Raw genomic sequence first — 15,664 nt, 5'->3', positions numbered from 1 at the left:
GATGTTATAGTGTAACATCGCCCGAGCGGTTCACGGATGTCAACGGCGGTCGGATCGGCGCAAGCAGAGCGCCGGCCCGATGTGTCGTTCGGGCAACTAGCGCCCTTCGCGGACCCAGGTCGCGGCGAAGGCGCCGAGCAGCAGCAGAAGGCCGATCACGCCGGCGAAGATCGGCAGCACGCCGACGCCTTTCACCACGCTGGCATCGCGCATCCGCACGCCCATCCAGCCGTCGCCATGGAACATGCCGACCGAGCGTACCGGCAGGATGCGCGGCAGCTCGACGCTGGAACCGCTGGCCACGCGCACGGCGTCGCCGCCGGTCGCCTGTGTCAGCGGCTTCAACGTGTCGGTGGTGGAGGTGACTTCCGAAAACTCCTTCGGATTGGTCGGGCCGACATTGATCAGCGCCTTCAGCGTGCCGTCGGTCGCCTGCCACAGGCCGAGCTCGCTGGCCGGCAGGCTGGCGCGCCACTCGCCGGGATCGGCAGGCGACAGGGTCAGGTCCTGCGACACGCCCGACGGCGATGTCACATTCACCGGCTGCACGCTATCCGCCATGGTCTGGCGCACCACGATGAGATTCTTGCCCTGCACCTGGAGGCGCAGCGCCTCTTCGTCGAGATCCGGCTGCTTCATCAGCCAGTGCGACGTTCGCCTGAGCAGGTCGAGATGCGGGCCGCCGCCTTCATAGCCGCGCGCCCACAACCAGATGTGGTCGGACAGCAGAAGCGCGACGCGGCCCTCGCCAAAGCGCGACAGGAACAGCAGCGGCTTACCGTCCACGCCGGTCATGACCGGCGGGTTGACCGCATTGCGGGTATCGACGGTGCGGAAGAACCGGCTCCAGCGCGGCGGTTCGCTCCCCGAGCCCTCCAGCCCGCGCGTGACGGGATGGCGTTTGCCGATGTCGGACAGATGCGCATAGAACGGCTTCTCCGTCACACCGACGGGTTCGGCCGGCAACACCGAATCCAGCGGCGTGCGCCAGATGCTGGTGTTGGAGGCGTAGTCTGGACCGGCCGAGACCAGCACCGCGCCGCCGCCGCGTACATAGCGCGCGATGTTGTCGAAATAGGCGATCGGCAGCACACCCTGGCGGGCGTAGCGGTCGAAGATGATCAGCTGGAATTCGTTGATCTTCTGCTGGAACAGCTCGCGGGTCGGAAACGCGATCAGCGATAATTCGTTGATCGGCGTGCCGTCCTGCTTCTCCGGCGGCCGCAGAATGGTGAAATGCACGAGGTCGACGCTGGCGTCGGACTTGAGCAGATTGCGCCAGGTGCGCTCGCCCGAATGCGGTTCGCCCGAGACCAGCAGCACGCGCAGCTTGTCGCGCACGCCGTCGATCGCGACGACGGCGCGGTTGTTCACCGGCGTCAATTCGCGTTCGAGCGGCGAGGCCTCGATCTCGACGATGTTCGGGCCGGCATGTTTGATGTCGACGTCGACGCTCGCTGCCTGGCCGCTCGACAGCGTGCGCTCGTTGATGACCTCGCCGTCGCGGCGGACCGTGACCTTGGCGCGCTCGCCGGAGACGCCCTGGTCGTCGAGCCGGTAGCTGATGGTCTGGGTCTGCCCGACGATGCCGAAGCGCGGCGCTGCCGTGATCGCGATGCGGCGGTCACGCTCGTCCTTCTGCCCGGTGATCAGCGCGTGCACCGGTGCCTGGAAGCCGAGCGCGGCGGCGTTCGCGGGAATGTCGTGGACGCGGCCGTCGGTGATCAGGAACGCGCCGGCGACGCGGTCGACCGGCACATCCGACAAGGCCGAGGCGAGGGCGCCGAACAGTTTCGTGCCGTCGGTCTCGCCGTCGGCTTGGCCAGCGTCGACGACGCGGACCTCGAGCCCCTTGATCTTCTTCAGGCTGTCGACGAGCGCTTCCTGCGCCTGGGCGGCCTCGCGGTTGCGGTTGCCGAAATTCTGGCTCGGACTCTTGTCGACGACGACGGCGGCGACGGAGGTGAGGGGATCGCGGTCCTCCCGGGTGAAGGACGGATTGGCGAGCGCCAGCAGGAACAGCGCCAGCGCGGCCACGCGCACGGCCGCGCCGCGCGCCCGCGCCAGCAGCAGCACAAGCGCGACGACGACGATCGCGGCGAGCGCGAGCCACAGCACGATGGTGGGAACGAGCGGGGTGAACGCGATACCGTAGTTCATGACGTCACTCTCTCGGCCTCATCATGGCCGGGCTTGTCCCGGCCATCCACGGATTGCCATGCGGCACGAAGAACGTGAATGCCCGGCACATAGGCGAGCCAAGCGACGCCGTTCTTCGAACGGCTATGCCCGGGCATGACGGCTTCATCTTACGGGCATTCAGATTCAAAACCCGCATCATTGCCCCAGCCGTTCGATCAGCGCCGGTGCGTGCACCTGATCGGCCTTGTAGTTGCCGGTCAGCGTGTACATCACGATGTTGGCGCCGGCGCGGTAGGCGAATTCGCGCTGGCGGCTGTCGCCGCCGGTCACCGGCAGCATGGCTTGCCCGTCGGGCCGCACCGCCCAGGCGCCGGCAAGGTCGTTCGAAGTGATGATGATCGGCGAGACGCCGTCGCCGCCGCGCGCCGGCCGCTGCGCACTGTCCTCGTCCTCGTCGCGCGGCAGTGTCTCGACCCAGGTCTGGCCGGTGACGAAGCGCCCGGGGAAGTCGCGCAAGAGATAGAAGGTCTTGGTCAGCACGTGCTCGCGCGGCACCGGTTCGAGCTCGGGCACGTCGAGCGAGGACAGGATCTCACGCAGCGTCCGCATGGCGGGGGTCTGCGCCGCGCCGTTCGCGCCGGGCGGGGCCTCGATCGCATCGCGGGTGTCGAACAGCACCGTGCCGCCCTGCTTCATATAGGCGTCGATCTTGTTGATGGCGTCCTGCGGTGGCTTCGGCGCACCGGGCACGATCGGCCAGTAGATCAGCGGGAAGAAGGCGAGCTCGTCGCGCGCGGGATCGACGCCGACCGGATCGCCGGCTTCCAGCGCCGTGCGCTGCGCCAGGAACAGCGTCAGCCCGTTCATGCCGGCCTTGACGATGGAATCGACGTCGGCATTGCCTGTTACGACATAAGCGAGGCGGGTCTGAGACACTGCCTTCATCGCGAACTCGTCGGACGCGCTATCGGCGCGCGCCGGCGTGGGCGAAAGCACCGCGAAGCCCGCAAGCGCGAGACCGAGCACGATCATCGCAGGCGCGGCGCGGCGGCGCAGCAGCGCAGCAAGACCGCCGCCGAGCAGCGCGACGATGATGGCGTCGATCAGGAACAGCGACAGCGCCGTCGACAGCAGCCAGCCGCGCAAGTCGCGCGGCTCGGCATTGGTGTAGGTGGCGTGCCGGGCCCGCAGGCTCGCGGTATTCAGGGCTGCGATGCGGTCGGCGCTGGCGAGCGTGTTCACGGCGAGCGGTCCTTCGGCTGGACCATAGAAGCCCGGCGGATGATCGGGTGTGGCGCGGTCGCGATAATCGGCCGGCAGCGGCTTTGCGGTCGCCGGCGGCGGTCCGAAGGCGCCGAAACCGTCGAGAATGTGCAGCGGCGCCACCGTTTCAGTGGTCGCTTCGCTCGCGACTCCGGCACCGGGCTTGGAGGTGTAGCCGGACATGTCGACCACCCGCCGCAGCATTTCGACGAAGGTGCCCGACATCGGCAGGTCCGACCAGCGCATGTCGGCGCTGACATGGAACAGGCTGACGAGGCCCTTGCCGCGATGCTCTCCCGTCACCAGCGGCGTGCCGTCCTCCAGCGAAGCCCAGCTCTTGGTGGCGAGCACCGCGTCGGGCTCGGCCAGCACCTGGCGGCTGACGGCGACGTCCTTGGGCACCGCGACGCCGGCGAACGGACCGTCGGCGGCGAAGGAGGCGAGATGCTGCGGCTTCTCCCAGGTCAGGCTGCCGCCGAGCGTGCGGCCGCCTTTGCGCAGCTTGACCGGCACGAGATCGTCCTCGGCCTGCGCCAATCGGGGCCCTGCGAACCGCACCAGTACGCCGCCCTGGTCGATCCAGGCATTGAGGCGCTCGCGCAGCTCAGGCGCGATCGTGCCGACATCGGCGAGGATGATCATCGGCAGCTTCTGATCGAGGAACTGGGTGATGCCCTGCTGCGGCGAGCCCTTGTCTGCGAGCCGCACGTCGGCGAACGGCGCCAGCGCGCGAGTGAGATAAAAGGTCGGCGCCAGCAGCGGCTGCGCGGTCTCGCTGGTCGCGCCCGAGACGATGCCGATGGCGCGGCGGCGCCAGCGCTTGTCGAGCAGCTGCACCGCGCCGGCGGAGCGCTCGCCCGAGATCTCGAGCCGCGTGATGTCGTTGCGCAGCTCGACCGGAAGATCGAACGACGCGTCGGTCTCCTTGTCCTGCGGGCCGAACGAATAGCGGGCCTCGCCGATCGGGGACGCCTTCTGGTCCAGCGCGCGCACGGTGCCGGCGGCAATGCCGCTGTCGGTGCGCAGCACCTTTACCGTCATCCTGGCGGCGGCGTTCTCGGCCGCGACCAGCGCCAGCGGCGCAGAGGTGCCGCCGTCGAAGATGGTCAGGCTGCGATCACCGATGGTCTTGCCGAGGCCCGTCACGAATTCCTCGCCGCGCCCGGTGTCGACGCCGTCGGAGAGCCAGGCGATCTCGCAATCGCCGGTGGCTTTCAGGAAACGGTCGATCGCGGCGAGCGTCTCGACGCGGTCGATCGAATAGGGCTTTGGCGCGAGCTGGCGCAGCGCCACGCGAGCGGCACCTGCCGGCATCAGCGTGATGTCGCGGTTCGGCTCCGACAGCTGCACCAGCGCGATGGCGCGGCGGTCATTGTCGGCGTTGGCGATCAGCTCGTCAGCGGCCCGGATCCTGACATCCCAGTGCGAGGCAGCGCTCCAGCCGTCGTCGAGCATGATCATCAGCGGCGCCTTGCTGCCAGCGGCGCCTGTCTGCGGATTCCAGATCGGGCCGGCGGCGGCGAAAATGACCAAAGCCGCAGCCAAGAGCCGCAATGCGGTCAGCCACCACGGCGTCCGCGAGGGCGTCTCTTCCCTTGGCGCGATGTCGAACAGCAGCCGCGTCGGCGGAAATTCGATGCGGCGCGGCCGCGGCGGCGTCACCCGCAGCAGCCACCACAGCACCGGCAGGCTGATGAGGCCGATCAAAAGCAGCGGTTGGGTGAAGGCGAGCGGCAGTCCCATCATGCGGCCGGCCCCGCCTTGATCGTCGTGGTGCGGGCACCGGACTTGCTCACCTGCATGCCGGCGTGCAGGAACAGCAAGAGCTCGGCGGCGGAGCGGTCGGTCGTGTGCGTGGTGAACAGCCAGTCGAGCTTGCTGGTCTCGGCGCGGATCTGGTCACGGTGCAGGGTGAGCCGTTCGGTGTAATCCTGCGCCCAGCTCTCGGCGCGGCCGGCGGTGATCACGCCAAAGCCTTCCGGCTCGACGAACTCGACGCGGCCGGAATAGGGGAACGTCTCCTCGGCGGGATCGACGATTTGCACCAGCGTGCCGTGCGCGCCGGAGCCGGAGAGCCCTGCCAGCGTCGTCTTGATCTCCGCGATCGGCGACCAGAAATCCGACAGCACGATGGTCTCGGCCAGCGCCGACGGCACGAAGGACGGCGGCAGGCTGAGGCGGTCGGCATCGTCATGCAGCATCGCCTGCGCCATCTTGTCGATGACGCTGCGGCTCGCGGTTGGCGCCATCAGGCCGGGAATGCCGACGCGCTCGCCGCCGGAGACCAGCAGCTCGGCCAGCGCGAAAGCGACGATCAGCGTGCGTTCAAGCTTGGATTCGCGCGCGGTCTTCGAGGCGAATGCCATCGAGGGCGAGCGGTCGGGCCAGATCCAGACCGTGTGCGAGGCCTCCCATTCGAGCTCGCGGACGTAAAGATGGTCGTCACGCGCCGAGCGGCGCCAGTCGACGTTCTGCGCCGGCTCGCCCGAGATGAAGCGGCGGTACTGCCAGAAGTTTTCGCCGGAGCCGGCGCGGCGGCGGCCATGCAAACCGTGGATGACGTTGGCGGCGATACGGCGGGCCTCGAGCACCAGGCGCGGCAGTGAAGCGGCGAGCGTGCGGCTTTCGCCATCGGCACGTCGGATCGCGATGATCTCCTTCGCTGTGTGCCCGTTCTCTGCCGCCATCAACCGATCCGTGTCTTCAATTGCCGGATCACGTCCGGAATGGTGCGGCCTTCGGCGCGTGCCTGGAAGGTCAGCGCCATGCGGTGCTTGAGCACGGGCTCGGCGAGGTCGAGCACGTCGTCGATCGAGGGCGCGAGGCGACCGTCGATCAGCGCGCGTGCGCGCACGGCCAGCATCAGGGATTGGCTGGCGCGCGGGCCGGGGCCCCAGGCGATGAACTTGCCGGCTTCGCCGGCGTCCGGACCCGGACGGGCCGAGCGCACCAGCGACAGGATCGCCTCCACCACGGAATCGCCGACCGGCAGGCGGCGGATCAGCCGCTGCGCCGTGATCAGCGCGTCGGGCGTCATCGCGCCCCTGGCCAGCGTCTCCTCGGCGCCGGTGGTCTCGAACAGGATGCGGCGTTCGGCATCGCGATCGGGATAGTCGACGTCGATCTCCATCAGGAAGCGGTCGAGCTGCGCCTCGGGCAGCGGATAGGTGCCTTCCTGCTCCAGCGGGTTTTGCGTGGCGAGCACGTGGAAGGGTTTCGGCAGATCGTGGCGCGCGCCGGCCACCGTGATGTGCTGCTCCTGCATGGCCTGCAGCAGCGCTGATTGTGTGCGCGGGCTGGCGCGGTTGATCTCGTCGGCCATCAACAGCTGCGCGAATACCGGCCCCGCGATGAAGCGGAAGGCGCGCTTGCCCGCAGTGCTCTCGTCCAGCACCTCGGCGCCGAGAATGTCCGACGGCATCAGGTCGGGCGTGAACTGGATGCGCTTGGCGTCGAGACCGAGCGTGACGCCGAGCGTCTCGACCAGCTTGGTCTTAGCGAGGCCGGGGACGCCGATCAAGAGCGCATGGCCGCCGGAGAGGATGGTGACGAGCGTGTTCTCGATCACGCGGTCCTGACCGAAGATGACGGACGCGATCGCGTCCTTCGCCGCGCGAATCTGGCCTGATACCTGCTCGGCCGAACGGACGATCCCGTCCTCGAGTTTCTCGACACTTTCCGCCATTCGCTCGCTCCTTCAGCCGGCCTCGCGGCTTGCTTGCGTCGTCACGTCACTGCTCACTTCAGGTCATCACGCCAGATCATGGGCCCCATGCTAGACTTGCAGGAAGGCCATGTATTCGTTGAATTAACCTATCCCCACCTTATCGGCTTCGGGTTATGTACGGCATCACGAAGTGGCGACCTCCCACACCGGGCTCATCCGGGGTGGAACCGAGCGCCAACATACAACGTAGACCTGCACCAATCGTGCCAAATAACATCCGTGCCAAATGACAAAGTCAGGGCAAACCATGGCGAACCAAGGGCAGAGCGCCGATCGCGGTCTCGACGGGCTGACTGCCGCCGCCAAAAGTGCTGCCAGTGCCGAAGGCGCCAAAAAGGACCTGCCTCCGGTGCATCTGTGGAATCCGCCGTTTTGCGGCGATCTCGATATCCGAATCGCCTCCGATGGTACTTGGTTCTACATGGGGACACCAATCGGCCGTCATGCGCTGGTCCGCCTGTTCTCGACCATCCTCAAGCGTGAGGGCGACAAGCATTTCCTGGTGACGCCGGTGGAGAAGGTCGGCATTCGCGTCGACGACGCGCCGTTCATGGCCGTCGAGATGCTCAGTCACGGCGAGGGCCGCGATCGCGTGCTGAGCTTCCGCACCAATGTCGACGACTGGGTCACCTGCGATGCCGCGCACCGGTTGCGCTTCGAAGAGGCCAAGGACGGCGGGTTGATGCCGTATTTGCACGTCCGCGCCGACCTCTGGGCCAAGGTGACCCGCGCGCTCTATTACGATCTGGTTGACATGGGCGAGGAGCGGATGGTCGATGGCCAGCCGATGTTCGGCGTCGAATCATCAGGAGAATTCTTCGCCATGGCCAATGCGGAGCAGGTGAGGGCCGCGCTTTGAACAAGCCTATCCCGAAGAACGATCCGGCCGTGATTGGCGCGGCGGATTTCTTTGCCCGCTCGAAGGCGAGGCTCGGCTTCGACGTGCCGCCCGGCCTCTACGATCCCAACATCATTCCCGCGTCGGGCGATCCCGGCACCGACAAGATGCTCGAGATCATCGCGCGCGAGCAGCCGGTGCGCCCCGCAGCGGTCCTGATCGCAGTGGTCGATCATCCGGAGCCGACCATCCTGTTGACGCAGCGCTCGGCGCATCTCAACGACCATGCCGGCCAGATCGCCTTTCCCGGCGGCAAGATCGACGCGACCGATTCCTCGCCGCTCGATGCGGCGCTGCGCGAGGCGGAGGAGGAGGTCGGGCTGTCGAGGAATTTCGTCGAGCCGATCGGCTATCTCGATCTCTACGGCACGGCCTTCGGCTTCCGCATCCTGCCGACGGTCGCGAGGGTCAAGCCGGGCTTCGAACTCACGATCAACCAGTCCGAGGTTGACGACGCCTTCGAGGTGCCGCTGTCCTTCCTGATGAACCCGGTGAACCACCAGGTGCACAGCAAGGAATTCCGCGGCATGGCGCGGTCGTACTACGCGATGCCGTTCGCGGAACGCTACATCTGGGGGGCGACGGCCGGTATGCTGCGCGTGCTTTATGAGCGGATCTATTCATCATGATCCGACCGATTCTCACCGAGATCGGAATTTTCCTCATTCCCTTCGCCGTCTATGCGCTGTTTCTGGCCGCGAGCCGGTCCGGCCTGTTCGCGCGATCGTCCTGGCCGGTCTACATCGTCGCGCGCCTCGCTCTGGTCGCGCTGGTGCTGGTGATCGCGGGGATGATCGGCATGGCGCATTATGGCGCCGGGCCGGATTCGACCTACGTTCCCGCGCATGTCGAAAATGGCAAGTTCGTGCCGCAGAAATAAGGGCTGGACGATGAGCGCGGAGCCGTTACTCGCCGATGCGCCCTGGCTGATCGCTGGCGGGACCGCGCGCGTCCTGCAATTGCTCAATGCGGAGGGCGAGGAGGCGCGGGTGGTCGGCGGCGCGGTGCGCAACGCGCTGCTCGGTCTCGTGCCCGGCGACATCGACATCGCGACCACGGCGCTGCCGGACGAGGTGATGCGACGCGCCAAGGCCGCCGGCATCAAGAGCGTGCCGACCGGCATCGATCACGGCACCGTCACGCTCGTCATCGACAGCAAGCCGTACGAAGTGACGACGCTGCGCGAGGACACCGAAACGTTTGGTCGCAAGGCAAAGGTCGCCTTCGGCCGCGATTGGGTGAAGGACGCCGAGCGGCGCGACTTCACCATGAACGGCCTGTCGGTCGACATGCGCGGTGTCGTTCACGATTATGTCGGCGGCATCGCCGATGCCAGAGCGCGACGCGTGCGCTTCATCGGCGATCCCAATCAGCGCATCGCCGAGGATTTTTTACGCATCCTGCGCTTCTTCCGCATTCACGCCGCCTTCGGTGGCGGCGAACCCGACCGCGACGGCTATCTCGCCTGCATCCGGGGACGCGCGGGACTTGCCAGCCTCTCGGCCGAACGGGTGCGCATGGAGATGCTCAAGCTGCTGGTCGCGGGCGGTGCCTCTGCGGCCGTGTTGGCGATGGCCGAGGGCGGCTTGCTGCAAGCGCTGACCGGCGGCGTCGTCTACACCGGGCCGCTGTCGGCGATGATCGCGATCGAGCGCGAGCTCGGCCTCGCCGCCAGCAGCACGCGGCGCCTCGCCGCGCTGTCGGTCGCTGTGACCGAGGATGCCAAGCGCCTCACCGCGCGCTTGAGACTCTCCAATGCCGAGATCAAGGCGCTGGATTCGATGGGACACCGCTGGTGGCGTCTCGCCACCAAGGACGAGGCCAATGCACGGCGGCTGCTCTATCGACTCGGTGCGGAGCCCTATCACGATCGCGTGTTGCTGGGCTGGGCGCGCGCCGGCGGCGACGTCACTTCGACGCGATGGCGAGCGCTTGCCGAGCTGCCGCAGCGCTGGACTGCACCGAAATTTCCGCTGAAGGCCGCCGACTTCATCGCGCGCGGTCTCGCCGAAGGACCCGCGCTCGGACATGTGCTGACGCTCGCCGAGGACGCTTGGCTCGCGGCGGATTTTCCACTAGAGCAAGCCGCGCTCGCTGCCATCGCCGATCAAGCTGCGGCTCGCATCAGCCGCGATGAGAGAACGTGACCATCGTCTCAGGCTTCGCCGACATCTCGATTTTCCAGCTCCTGCTGGTCGCAATGATGGCGTTGTTTGCTTCGATCATCGGTGGTCTCGCCGGCTACGGCACCGGCGCCCTCATGCCTTTGGTGCTGGTGCCGCTGGTCGGCGCCGAACCGGTCGTGCCGATCATCGCGATCTCCGCGATGCTCACCAATTCCAGCCGTGCACTCGCTTACATCCGTTATGCCGATCGCCGCCGCGCGCTGATCGTGCTCGCCTGCGCGGCGCTGACGACGGCGCTCGGTGCTTACGGCTACACGCGTCTCACCAATGCGGGCGCCGCACTCGTGATCGGCGCCATGTTGATCCTGAGCGTGCCGCTGCGCCGCGTGCTCCGCCGCCGACAGGTGAGGATCGGCGATGGCGGCCTTGCCGCCGGCTCGGTCGGTTACGGCGTGCTGGTCGGCGGCACCTCAGGCTCCGGCGTGATCCTGCTCTCGCTCCTGATGGCCGCAGGCCTCGAAGGCGCCGCCGTGATCGCGACCGACGCGATGATCTCGCTCGGCACCGGCCTCATCAAGATCTCCGTGTTCGGTCTCGCCGGCGCGGTGACCGCGCAGGTGCTCGCCTTCGCGCTGCTGATCGGCGCCGTCGCCGTCCCCGGCGCGTTCCTGGCAAAGGCCTTCGTCGAACGGATGCCGGTGCACATCCACACCGCCATCCTCGACGCTGCCGTGATCATCGGCGGGCTGGTGATGATCTCGGCGGCGGCGAGGCAGGTGATGGCGTAGTCCCGCCACGTCCGGGCTGCGGAATGAGCCGCGAACTCAGGCGCCACGGCAGGTCAGGTCTTCGGATAAGCAAAATATTGCGGGGAACCAATCTAACACCCCTGGGTTAGCATCCCGGCAGGAGGCGCATCATGGATCACGAAGCCCAGGCAAAGCGGTATCGCGATCAGGCGGAAGAGTTTCGAGCCAAGTCCGAACTGATGGCCGACGAAACCGCTCGGGGTCAGTATCAGAAGATCGCCGATTCCTATGATGATCTGGCGAACAACGAAGAGAGTCTTGTTCAAGCCAGAAACAGCTGAGCCGCGTCGCGTTTGACGACGGCACAAGACCGACGCTCTTGTTGAGCTCTGTTTCGTGAGGCAGTCTGACTCCACCCCCGGCCTTAAATTCTCCCGTTCTGCGCTATTGCCGCGTTCGCCGCGGCAGCAATTCCTTGGGAATGTCGGAGAGGCGCGCCTTGATGCGCGGTGAGGCAAAGTCGAGAAAAGCGCGCAATTTGGCTGGCATGAAGCGGTTGGGCGAATAGACGAAGCTGACGGGTTGCGGCGGCGGCTGAAAGTCCTGCAGGAGCGGGATCAGCTCACCGGATTTCACGGAATCGGCGACCAGATACGAGAATGCGACGGTGATCCCTATGCCTGCGCGCGCGGCATCGGCGGCGGATTCGAGACTGCTCGCGACGAAGCGTGAGCGTACCGGCACCGCATATTCGGTCCCCTCGCGCCTGAACCGCCACGTCGTCGGCGACTGCATCGGCGGATAGCTCACACAGTCGTGCACGGAGAGATCGTCGGGCGCCTTCGGCGTCCCGCGCGCTTTCAGATAGGCCGGGCTGGCACAGGCCACGCGATGGATTTCCCCGATGCGCACGGCGATCAGGCTGCTGTCGGCGAGATCGCCGACGCGAAGCGCGACGTCGATATGCTCGTCCAGGAGATTGATTGTGCGATCCTGCAGGTTGAGCTGAACATCCACTTCGGGGAATGCCGCCAGGAATTCCGCCAGGATCGGCTGCAGGCAGAGGCGGCCGAGCGCGACCAAGGTCGTGACGCTCAAATCTCCGCGGGGCGTCGTGTACTCGCCGGACGCGACGCGTTCGGCCTCGCTGACATCGGCAAGGATCCGCTTGGCCGCAGCGATGTAGGAGCGCCCCGCATCGGTAGGGACCAGCACGCGGCTCGACCGGCTAAACAGCTTGGTGCGCAGATGCGCCTCCAGCTCGGAGACTTTCCGGCTCACCGTGGCCAGCGGCATTTTGTGACGCCGGGCCGCCGCCGACAGGCTTCCGGCCTCCGCGACGGCCAGCACGATCGACATGCCCTCGAGACGATCCATTCGTTACTTCCATTTTTTGGAAGGATGCATCTCGATTTTGCCAGATACCCGACGATTTCGGAAGGGTCTATTCATCTCCCGGTCGTCACAACGGCAGCCAATCAACGGAGACGGACATGACCCAGACCCAAGGCACGGCCCTCATCACGGGCGCATCGACCGGCATCGGCGCCATCTATGCCGATCGCCTCGCCAAGCGCGGCTACGATCTCATTCTTGTCGCGCGCAACCGACAGCGCCTCGCATCGCTGGCGCGCCGGCTCGCCAACGAGACCGGACGCCAGGTGGAGACGGTCGAGGCCGACCTCACGTCGACCGCCGACCTGCAGCGCGTCGAGCAGATCCTGAAAGACAATGCCGGCATCTCGATGCTGGTGAACAACGCCGGTGTCGGCTCCGCCGCTCCGCTCGTGGCGTCCGACGTCGAGAAGATGTCGGACATGATCCACCTCAACGTCGGCGCGTTGACGCGGCTGACCTACGCAGCGGCCCCCCGATTTGTCGCGCGCGGCCACGGCACCATCATCAACATCGCGTCCATCGTCGCGATCGCGCCGGAGGTGCTGAACGGCGTCTATGGCGGCACCAAAGCCTTCGTGCTCGCCTTCAGCCAGTCGCTCGTTCACGAGCTCGCCGGCAAGGGCGTGCGTGTGCAGGCGGTGCTGCCGGGTGCCACTGCGACCGAGTTCTGGGACGTCGCCGGCACCCCGGTTCACCAATTGCCGGCAGCCATCGTGATGTCGGCCGATGACATGGTCGATGCGGCGCTCGCCGGCCTCGACCTCGGTGAGACCGTGACGATCCCCTCGCTGGCGGAAAAGTCGGAATGGGACCGCTACGAGACGGCGCGCCTTGCCATGACGGACAAGCTGTCCAGCGCCATTCCCGCCCCTCGCTACAATCTGCACACGCCGGTCAACGCGTAAGCCCCCCACACAAAGAATGGAGATAACGATGTCACGCATCATAACTGAGCTGCCGATCTCGCCCATCACGCTGGGCTTCACCATCCGCTGGCGCGACCAGGCCGAACGCCTGATCGTCTACGCCGAGCCGGTCAGCCGCATCGGCCTCTATGTGTCGCTTGCGATTATCTACGTCTGGTTCGGCGGCATGAAGTTCACCGACTACGAAGCCCAGGGGCTGGTGCCGCTGGTGGAGAACAGCCCGTTGCTGAGCTGGTTCTACGCCGTGTTCTCGGTGCGCGGCTTCTCCACCTTCCTCGGCTTCGTCGAACTGAGCATCGGCCTTTTGATCGCGCTGCGGCTGGTGAGCCCGTTCTTCTCCGTTGCCGGCGGTTTTCTTTCGGCCGGACTGTTCGTCACCACCGTCAGCTTCATGGTCTCGACGCCGGGCGTCGTGGTGCCGGAGCTCGGCTTGCCCGCGATCACCGTGGCGCCTGGGCAATTCCTCCTGAAAGACGTCGGCCTGTTCGCCGCCTCGTTCTGGGTCTTCGTCGACTCGCTGAAGTCGATCATTCGCAAATGAGCACCCGGATCGAAAATCCGGTCATTCAACAACGCATCATGGAGCACGACAATGAGCAAGCGTCTCGACTACAACCAGATCGCGCCGGCAGGCGTGAAAGCGCTGGGCGGCGTCTATGGCTACGTCACGCAGAGCAAGCTGCCGGCAACGCTGGTCGAGCTGGTCTACTTACGAATCTCGCAGATCAACAATTGCGCCTACTGCCTCGACACGCATACGCGCGACCTGCTCAAGAAGGGCGTCGGCATCGAGAAGCTCGCACTGCTTCAGGCATGGCGTGAGGCTGGCGCTCTCTTCGATGAGCGCGAACGCGCTGCCCTTGCATGGACCGAGACGGTCACGCGCGTTGCGGAGACCAACGTGCCCGAGGAGGCCTACCAGGCCGCGCGCGCCGTCTTCGACGAGCGCGAGCTCGTGGACCTCACCATCGCGATTAGCCTGATGAACGCCTACAACCGCATGGCCATCAGTTTCCGCGCGACACCTCCGGCGATTGCCGCGTGATGACCCAGTTCTTGCAACGAAAGGCACCTGCCATGAAATCGCATCCGAGATTCGCGGCCGCGGCGCTGATCGCCGCGGCCCTCTGGGCTCCGCTCGGCGCCCAGGCCGCCGAACCCTCGCTTGGAGACATCAAGCGCACTCATCTCATGAGGGAGAATCTGAGCATCCCCGGACGTGAGGTCATCCAGGTGCGCGTGGACTTCCCTCCCGGCGTGGACGCTGCCAGGCACAGCCATCCCGGCGAAGAGCTCGTCTATCTCATCGAAGGCGAGCTCGAATATCGGCTCGACGGCAGAGCGCCGGTGGTGCTCAGGGCCGGCGACGTGCTGCTCATTCCGCTTGGGACCCACCACGCGGTGAGGAACGTCGGCACCGGCAACGCGGCGGAGCTCGCGACCTACATCGTCGAGAAGGGCAAGCCGCTGCTGACGCTCGGGCGGTGAAGCGCCGCGATCCGGCCACGAGAGTTCGGGAGCTCAATTCACCAGCCGGACACTGCCGATATCGGTGATGTCGTAGCCCCCCAGCTCTTTCGCCCTTTCCGTGAACGGAGCTGAACGAAAGAAGCCGAACAGTTTCTGCGGCTGCGGCAGGAAATAATCGTGCTGCCGCAGGGCAAGATCGAAGCGCTCCCACGTCAGCGGCACGAAATCGAGCCCCGCCGTGCGCGCAACGGATCGGGTCGCAATTCCGCAATCGGCTTTTCCCGCGCGCACGGCGTGACCGATTTCATCGCCGGTTGCGCAAACGGGCTGCTGCAGCGCGAGCTCACCGATGGCGACGCCCTCGCGTGCGAGCAAGGTCATCATGAGAAGCTGCGCGCCGGCGCCGCGCGGCCGCTGCGCCAGGCGCGCTCTGGACTTTGCGACGGAGGCAAGATCGCCAAGCTTCAGCGGATTGCCCGGTGCGACGACCAAGCCTTGCTCTCGCCGGGCAAAAGCGATGACGACCGCGTCGCTCAGGTCTTGGGTATCGGCGATCCGGGCAACATTGGTTTGCTCGCCGTCCTCGTCGAGGGCGTGAAGGTGGATCGCGGCCATCATGATCTCGCCGCCGGTCAGCCGCCGTATCCCTTCTCCGCTGCCTTCCGGAAGGCTCGCCAATCCGCAGCCGCTTTCCCGAAGCGCCCATTCCAGCAGCGGGTCATGACTGCCGCCGACGATCGGCGGCGCCGGCTCCCGCGATATCGCCGTAGGAGACATCCCGGCCGTCAGCCATCGGTTGAGCGCGGCGCGCGGGAACAGCCATTTGCCGGTCACTTTGGTGCAGGGCACGGCGTTCTTCGCCACCAGCTCGTAGAGCTTGCGCTCCGAAAGGCGGAGGAATTCAGCGGCCTCCTCAGTCGTGAGTAGCTCACGCATCCGGAATGCACCTGCAGATTCATGAAACT

At 66.4% G+C, this 15,664-nt stretch carries 16 protein-coding genes; 10 read left to right on the top strand and 6 right to left on the bottom strand.

Going from position 1 to position 15,664, the window contains the following annotated elements; translation table 11 throughout:
* Positions 1-96: 96 nt before the first annotated feature.
* The 4 genes from BCCGELA001_RS27635 to BCCGELA001_RS27620 all read right to left on the bottom strand — a co-directional run bounded on the left by BCCGELA001_RS27635 (position 97) and on the right by BCCGELA001_RS27620 (position 7,090).
* Positions 97-2,160 carry a hypothetical protein gene (locus tag BCCGELA001_RS27635; protein WP_060736766.1) on the bottom strand — a complete coding sequence of 688 codons (2,064 nt, stop codon included), beginning with the start codon at positions 2,158-2,160 and terminating at the stop codon, positions 97-99.
* Positions 2,161-2,337: 177 nt separating this feature from the next.
* A complete protein-coding gene (locus BCCGELA001_RS27630; RefSeq protein WP_060736765.1) occupies positions 2,338-5,151 on the bottom strand; it encodes a DUF4159 domain-containing protein in 2,814 nt (937 codons plus the stop codon).
* Complete coding sequence (locus BCCGELA001_RS27625) at positions 5,148-6,092, bottom strand: DUF58 domain-containing protein (protein WP_060736764.1); 945 nt, start codon at positions 6,090-6,092, stop codon at positions 5,148-5,150. The genes BCCGELA001_RS27630 and BCCGELA001_RS27625 overlap by 4 nt, the downstream gene beginning before the upstream one ends.
* The gene (locus BCCGELA001_RS27620; protein WP_060736763.1) at positions 6,092-7,090 is read right to left on the bottom strand and encodes an AAA family ATPase; all 999 of its coding nucleotides are present in this window, start codon (positions 7,088-7,090) and stop codon (positions 6,092-6,094) included. Before BCCGELA001_RS27620 ends, BCCGELA001_RS27625 begins: the two co-directional genes overlap by 1 nt.
* A 289-nt stretch (positions 7,091-7,379) precedes the next feature.
* Here BCCGELA001_RS27620 and BCCGELA001_RS27615 point away from each other — a divergent pair, with 289 nt between their 5' ends.
* The 6 genes from BCCGELA001_RS27615 (at position 7,380) to BCCGELA001_RS38005 (ending at position 11,246) form a co-directional block, all read left to right on the top strand.
* Positions 7,380-7,991, top strand: coding sequence for a DUF1285 domain-containing protein (locus tag BCCGELA001_RS27615; protein ID WP_008560893.1), 612 nt, complete (start codon positions 7,380-7,382; stop codon positions 7,989-7,991).
* Positions 7,988-8,659 carry a CoA pyrophosphatase gene (locus tag BCCGELA001_RS27610; protein ID WP_008560891.1) on the top strand — a complete coding sequence of 224 codons (672 nt, stop codon included), beginning with the start codon at positions 7,988-7,990 and terminating at the stop codon, positions 8,657-8,659. Before BCCGELA001_RS27615 ends, BCCGELA001_RS27610 begins: the two co-directional genes overlap by 4 nt.
* Entirely contained in the window at positions 8,656-8,910 is a 255-nt protein-coding gene (locus BCCGELA001_RS27605) for a DUF6111 family protein (protein ID WP_008560889.1), read from the top strand. Before BCCGELA001_RS27610 ends, BCCGELA001_RS27605 begins: the two co-directional genes overlap by 4 nt.
* Before the next feature lie 10 nt (positions 8,911-8,920).
* Positions 8,921-10,177: a CCA tRNA nucleotidyltransferase gene (locus BCCGELA001_RS27600; RefSeq protein WP_060736762.1), complete on the top strand. Its 1,257-nt coding sequence runs from the start codon at positions 8,921-8,923 to the stop codon at positions 10,175-10,177.
* On the top strand, positions 10,174-10,944 hold the full coding sequence (locus tag BCCGELA001_RS27595) for a sulfite exporter TauE/SafE family protein (protein ID WP_008560878.1): 771 nt from the start codon (positions 10,174-10,176) through the stop codon (positions 10,942-10,944). The genes BCCGELA001_RS27600 and BCCGELA001_RS27595 overlap by 4 nt, the downstream gene beginning before the upstream one ends.
* A 131-nt stretch (positions 10,945-11,075) precedes the next feature.
* A complete protein-coding gene (locus BCCGELA001_RS38005; protein WP_156489493.1) occupies positions 11,076-11,246 on the top strand; it encodes a hypothetical protein in 171 nt (56 codons plus the stop codon).
* Between the two features lie 103 nt (positions 11,247-11,349).
* Here BCCGELA001_RS38005 and BCCGELA001_RS27590 read toward each other — a convergent pair whose 3' ends face one another.
* The gene (locus BCCGELA001_RS27590; RefSeq protein WP_060736761.1) at positions 11,350-12,282 is read right to left on the bottom strand and encodes a LysR family transcriptional regulator; all 933 of its coding nucleotides are present in this window, start codon (positions 12,280-12,282) and stop codon (positions 11,350-11,352) included.
* Positions 12,283-12,398: 116 nt separating this feature from the next.
* Here BCCGELA001_RS27590 and BCCGELA001_RS27585 point away from each other — a divergent pair, with 116 nt between their 5' ends.
* Genes BCCGELA001_RS27585 through BCCGELA001_RS27570 form a run of 4 tightly spaced genes read left to right on the top strand, consistent with a single transcriptional unit; the run spans position 12,399 to position 14,717 of the window.
* The gene (locus tag BCCGELA001_RS27585; RefSeq protein WP_008560869.1) at positions 12,399-13,208 is read left to right on the top strand and encodes an SDR family NAD(P)-dependent oxidoreductase; all 810 of its coding nucleotides are present in this window, start codon (positions 12,399-12,401) and stop codon (positions 13,206-13,208) included.
* Positions 13,209-13,236: 28 nt separating this feature from the next.
* A complete protein-coding gene (locus tag BCCGELA001_RS27580) occupies positions 13,237-13,770 on the top strand; it encodes a YkgB family protein (RefSeq protein ID WP_083543401.1) in 534 nt (177 codons plus the stop codon).
* Between the two features lie 51 nt (positions 13,771-13,821).
* Positions 13,822-14,274, top strand: a complete 453-nt coding sequence (locus tag BCCGELA001_RS27575) for a carboxymuconolactone decarboxylase family protein (protein WP_008560866.1) — start codon at positions 13,822-13,824, stop codon at positions 14,272-14,274.
* Between the two features lie 32 nt (positions 14,275-14,306).
* A complete protein-coding gene (locus BCCGELA001_RS27570; RefSeq protein WP_060737874.1) occupies positions 14,307-14,717 on the top strand; it encodes a cupin domain-containing protein in 411 nt (136 codons plus the stop codon).
* A gap of 33 nt (positions 14,718-14,750) precedes the next feature.
* Here BCCGELA001_RS27570 and BCCGELA001_RS27565 read toward each other — a convergent pair whose 3' ends face one another.
* Complete coding sequence (locus tag BCCGELA001_RS27565) at positions 14,751-15,635, bottom strand: helix-turn-helix transcriptional regulator (protein WP_060736760.1); 885 nt, start codon at positions 15,633-15,635, stop codon at positions 14,751-14,753.
* Positions 15,636-15,664 lie beyond the last annotated feature (29 nt).

This window comes from Bradyrhizobium sp. CCGE-LA001 (assembly GCF_000296215.2).
Lineage (GTDB): Bacteria > Pseudomonadota > Alphaproteobacteria > Rhizobiales > Xanthobacteraceae > Bradyrhizobium.
The sequence above is the reverse complement of the archived record's forward strand: the minus strand, read 5'-3'. Positions and strand labels throughout refer to the sequence as shown.

Coding starts and splice junctions, on each gene's coding strand:
- BCCGELA001_RS27635 (WP_060736766.1), bottom strand. CDS start 2,160: ATGAACTACGGTATCGCGTTCACCCCGCTCGTTCCCACCATCGTGCTG.
- BCCGELA001_RS27630 (WP_060736765.1), bottom strand. CDS start 5,151: ATGATGGGACTGCCGCTCGCCTTCACCCAACCGCTGCTTTTGATCGGC.
- BCCGELA001_RS27625 (WP_060736764.1), bottom strand. CDS start 6,092: ATGGCGGCAGAGAACGGGCACACAGCGAAGGAGATCATCGCGATCCGA.
- BCCGELA001_RS27620 (WP_060736763.1), bottom strand. CDS start 7,090: ATGGCGGAAAGTGTCGAGAAACTCGAGGACGGGATCGTCCGTTCGGCC.
- BCCGELA001_RS27615 (WP_008560893.1), top strand. CDS start 7,380: ATGGCGAACCAAGGGCAGAGCGCCGATCGCGGTCTCGACGGGCTGACT.
- BCCGELA001_RS27605 (WP_008560889.1), top strand. CDS start 8,656: ATGATCCGACCGATTCTCACCGAGATCGGAATTTTCCTCATTCCCTTC.
- BCCGELA001_RS27600 (WP_060736762.1), top strand. CDS start 8,921: ATGAGCGCGGAGCCGTTACTCGCCGATGCGCCCTGGCTGATCGCTGGC.
- BCCGELA001_RS38005 (WP_156489493.1), top strand. CDS start 11,076: ATGGATCACGAAGCCCAGGCAAAGCGGTATCGCGATCAGGCGGAAGAG.
- BCCGELA001_RS27590 (WP_060736761.1), bottom strand. CDS start 12,282: ATGGATCGTCTCGAGGGCATGTCGATCGTGCTGGCCGTCGCGGAGGCC.
- BCCGELA001_RS27585 (WP_008560869.1), top strand. CDS start 12,399: ATGACCCAGACCCAAGGCACGGCCCTCATCACGGGCGCATCGACCGGC.
- BCCGELA001_RS27580 (WP_083543401.1), top strand. CDS start 13,237: ATGTCACGCATCATAACTGAGCTGCCGATCTCGCCCATCACGCTGGGC.
- BCCGELA001_RS27575 (WP_008560866.1), top strand. CDS start 13,822: ATGAGCAAGCGTCTCGACTACAACCAGATCGCGCCGGCAGGCGTGAAA.
- BCCGELA001_RS27570 (WP_060737874.1), top strand. CDS start 14,307: ATGAAATCGCATCCGAGATTCGCGGCCGCGGCGCTGATCGCCGCGGCC.
- BCCGELA001_RS27565 (WP_060736760.1), bottom strand. CDS start 15,635: ATGCGTGAGCTACTCACGACTGAGGAGGCCGCTGAATTCCTCCGCCTT.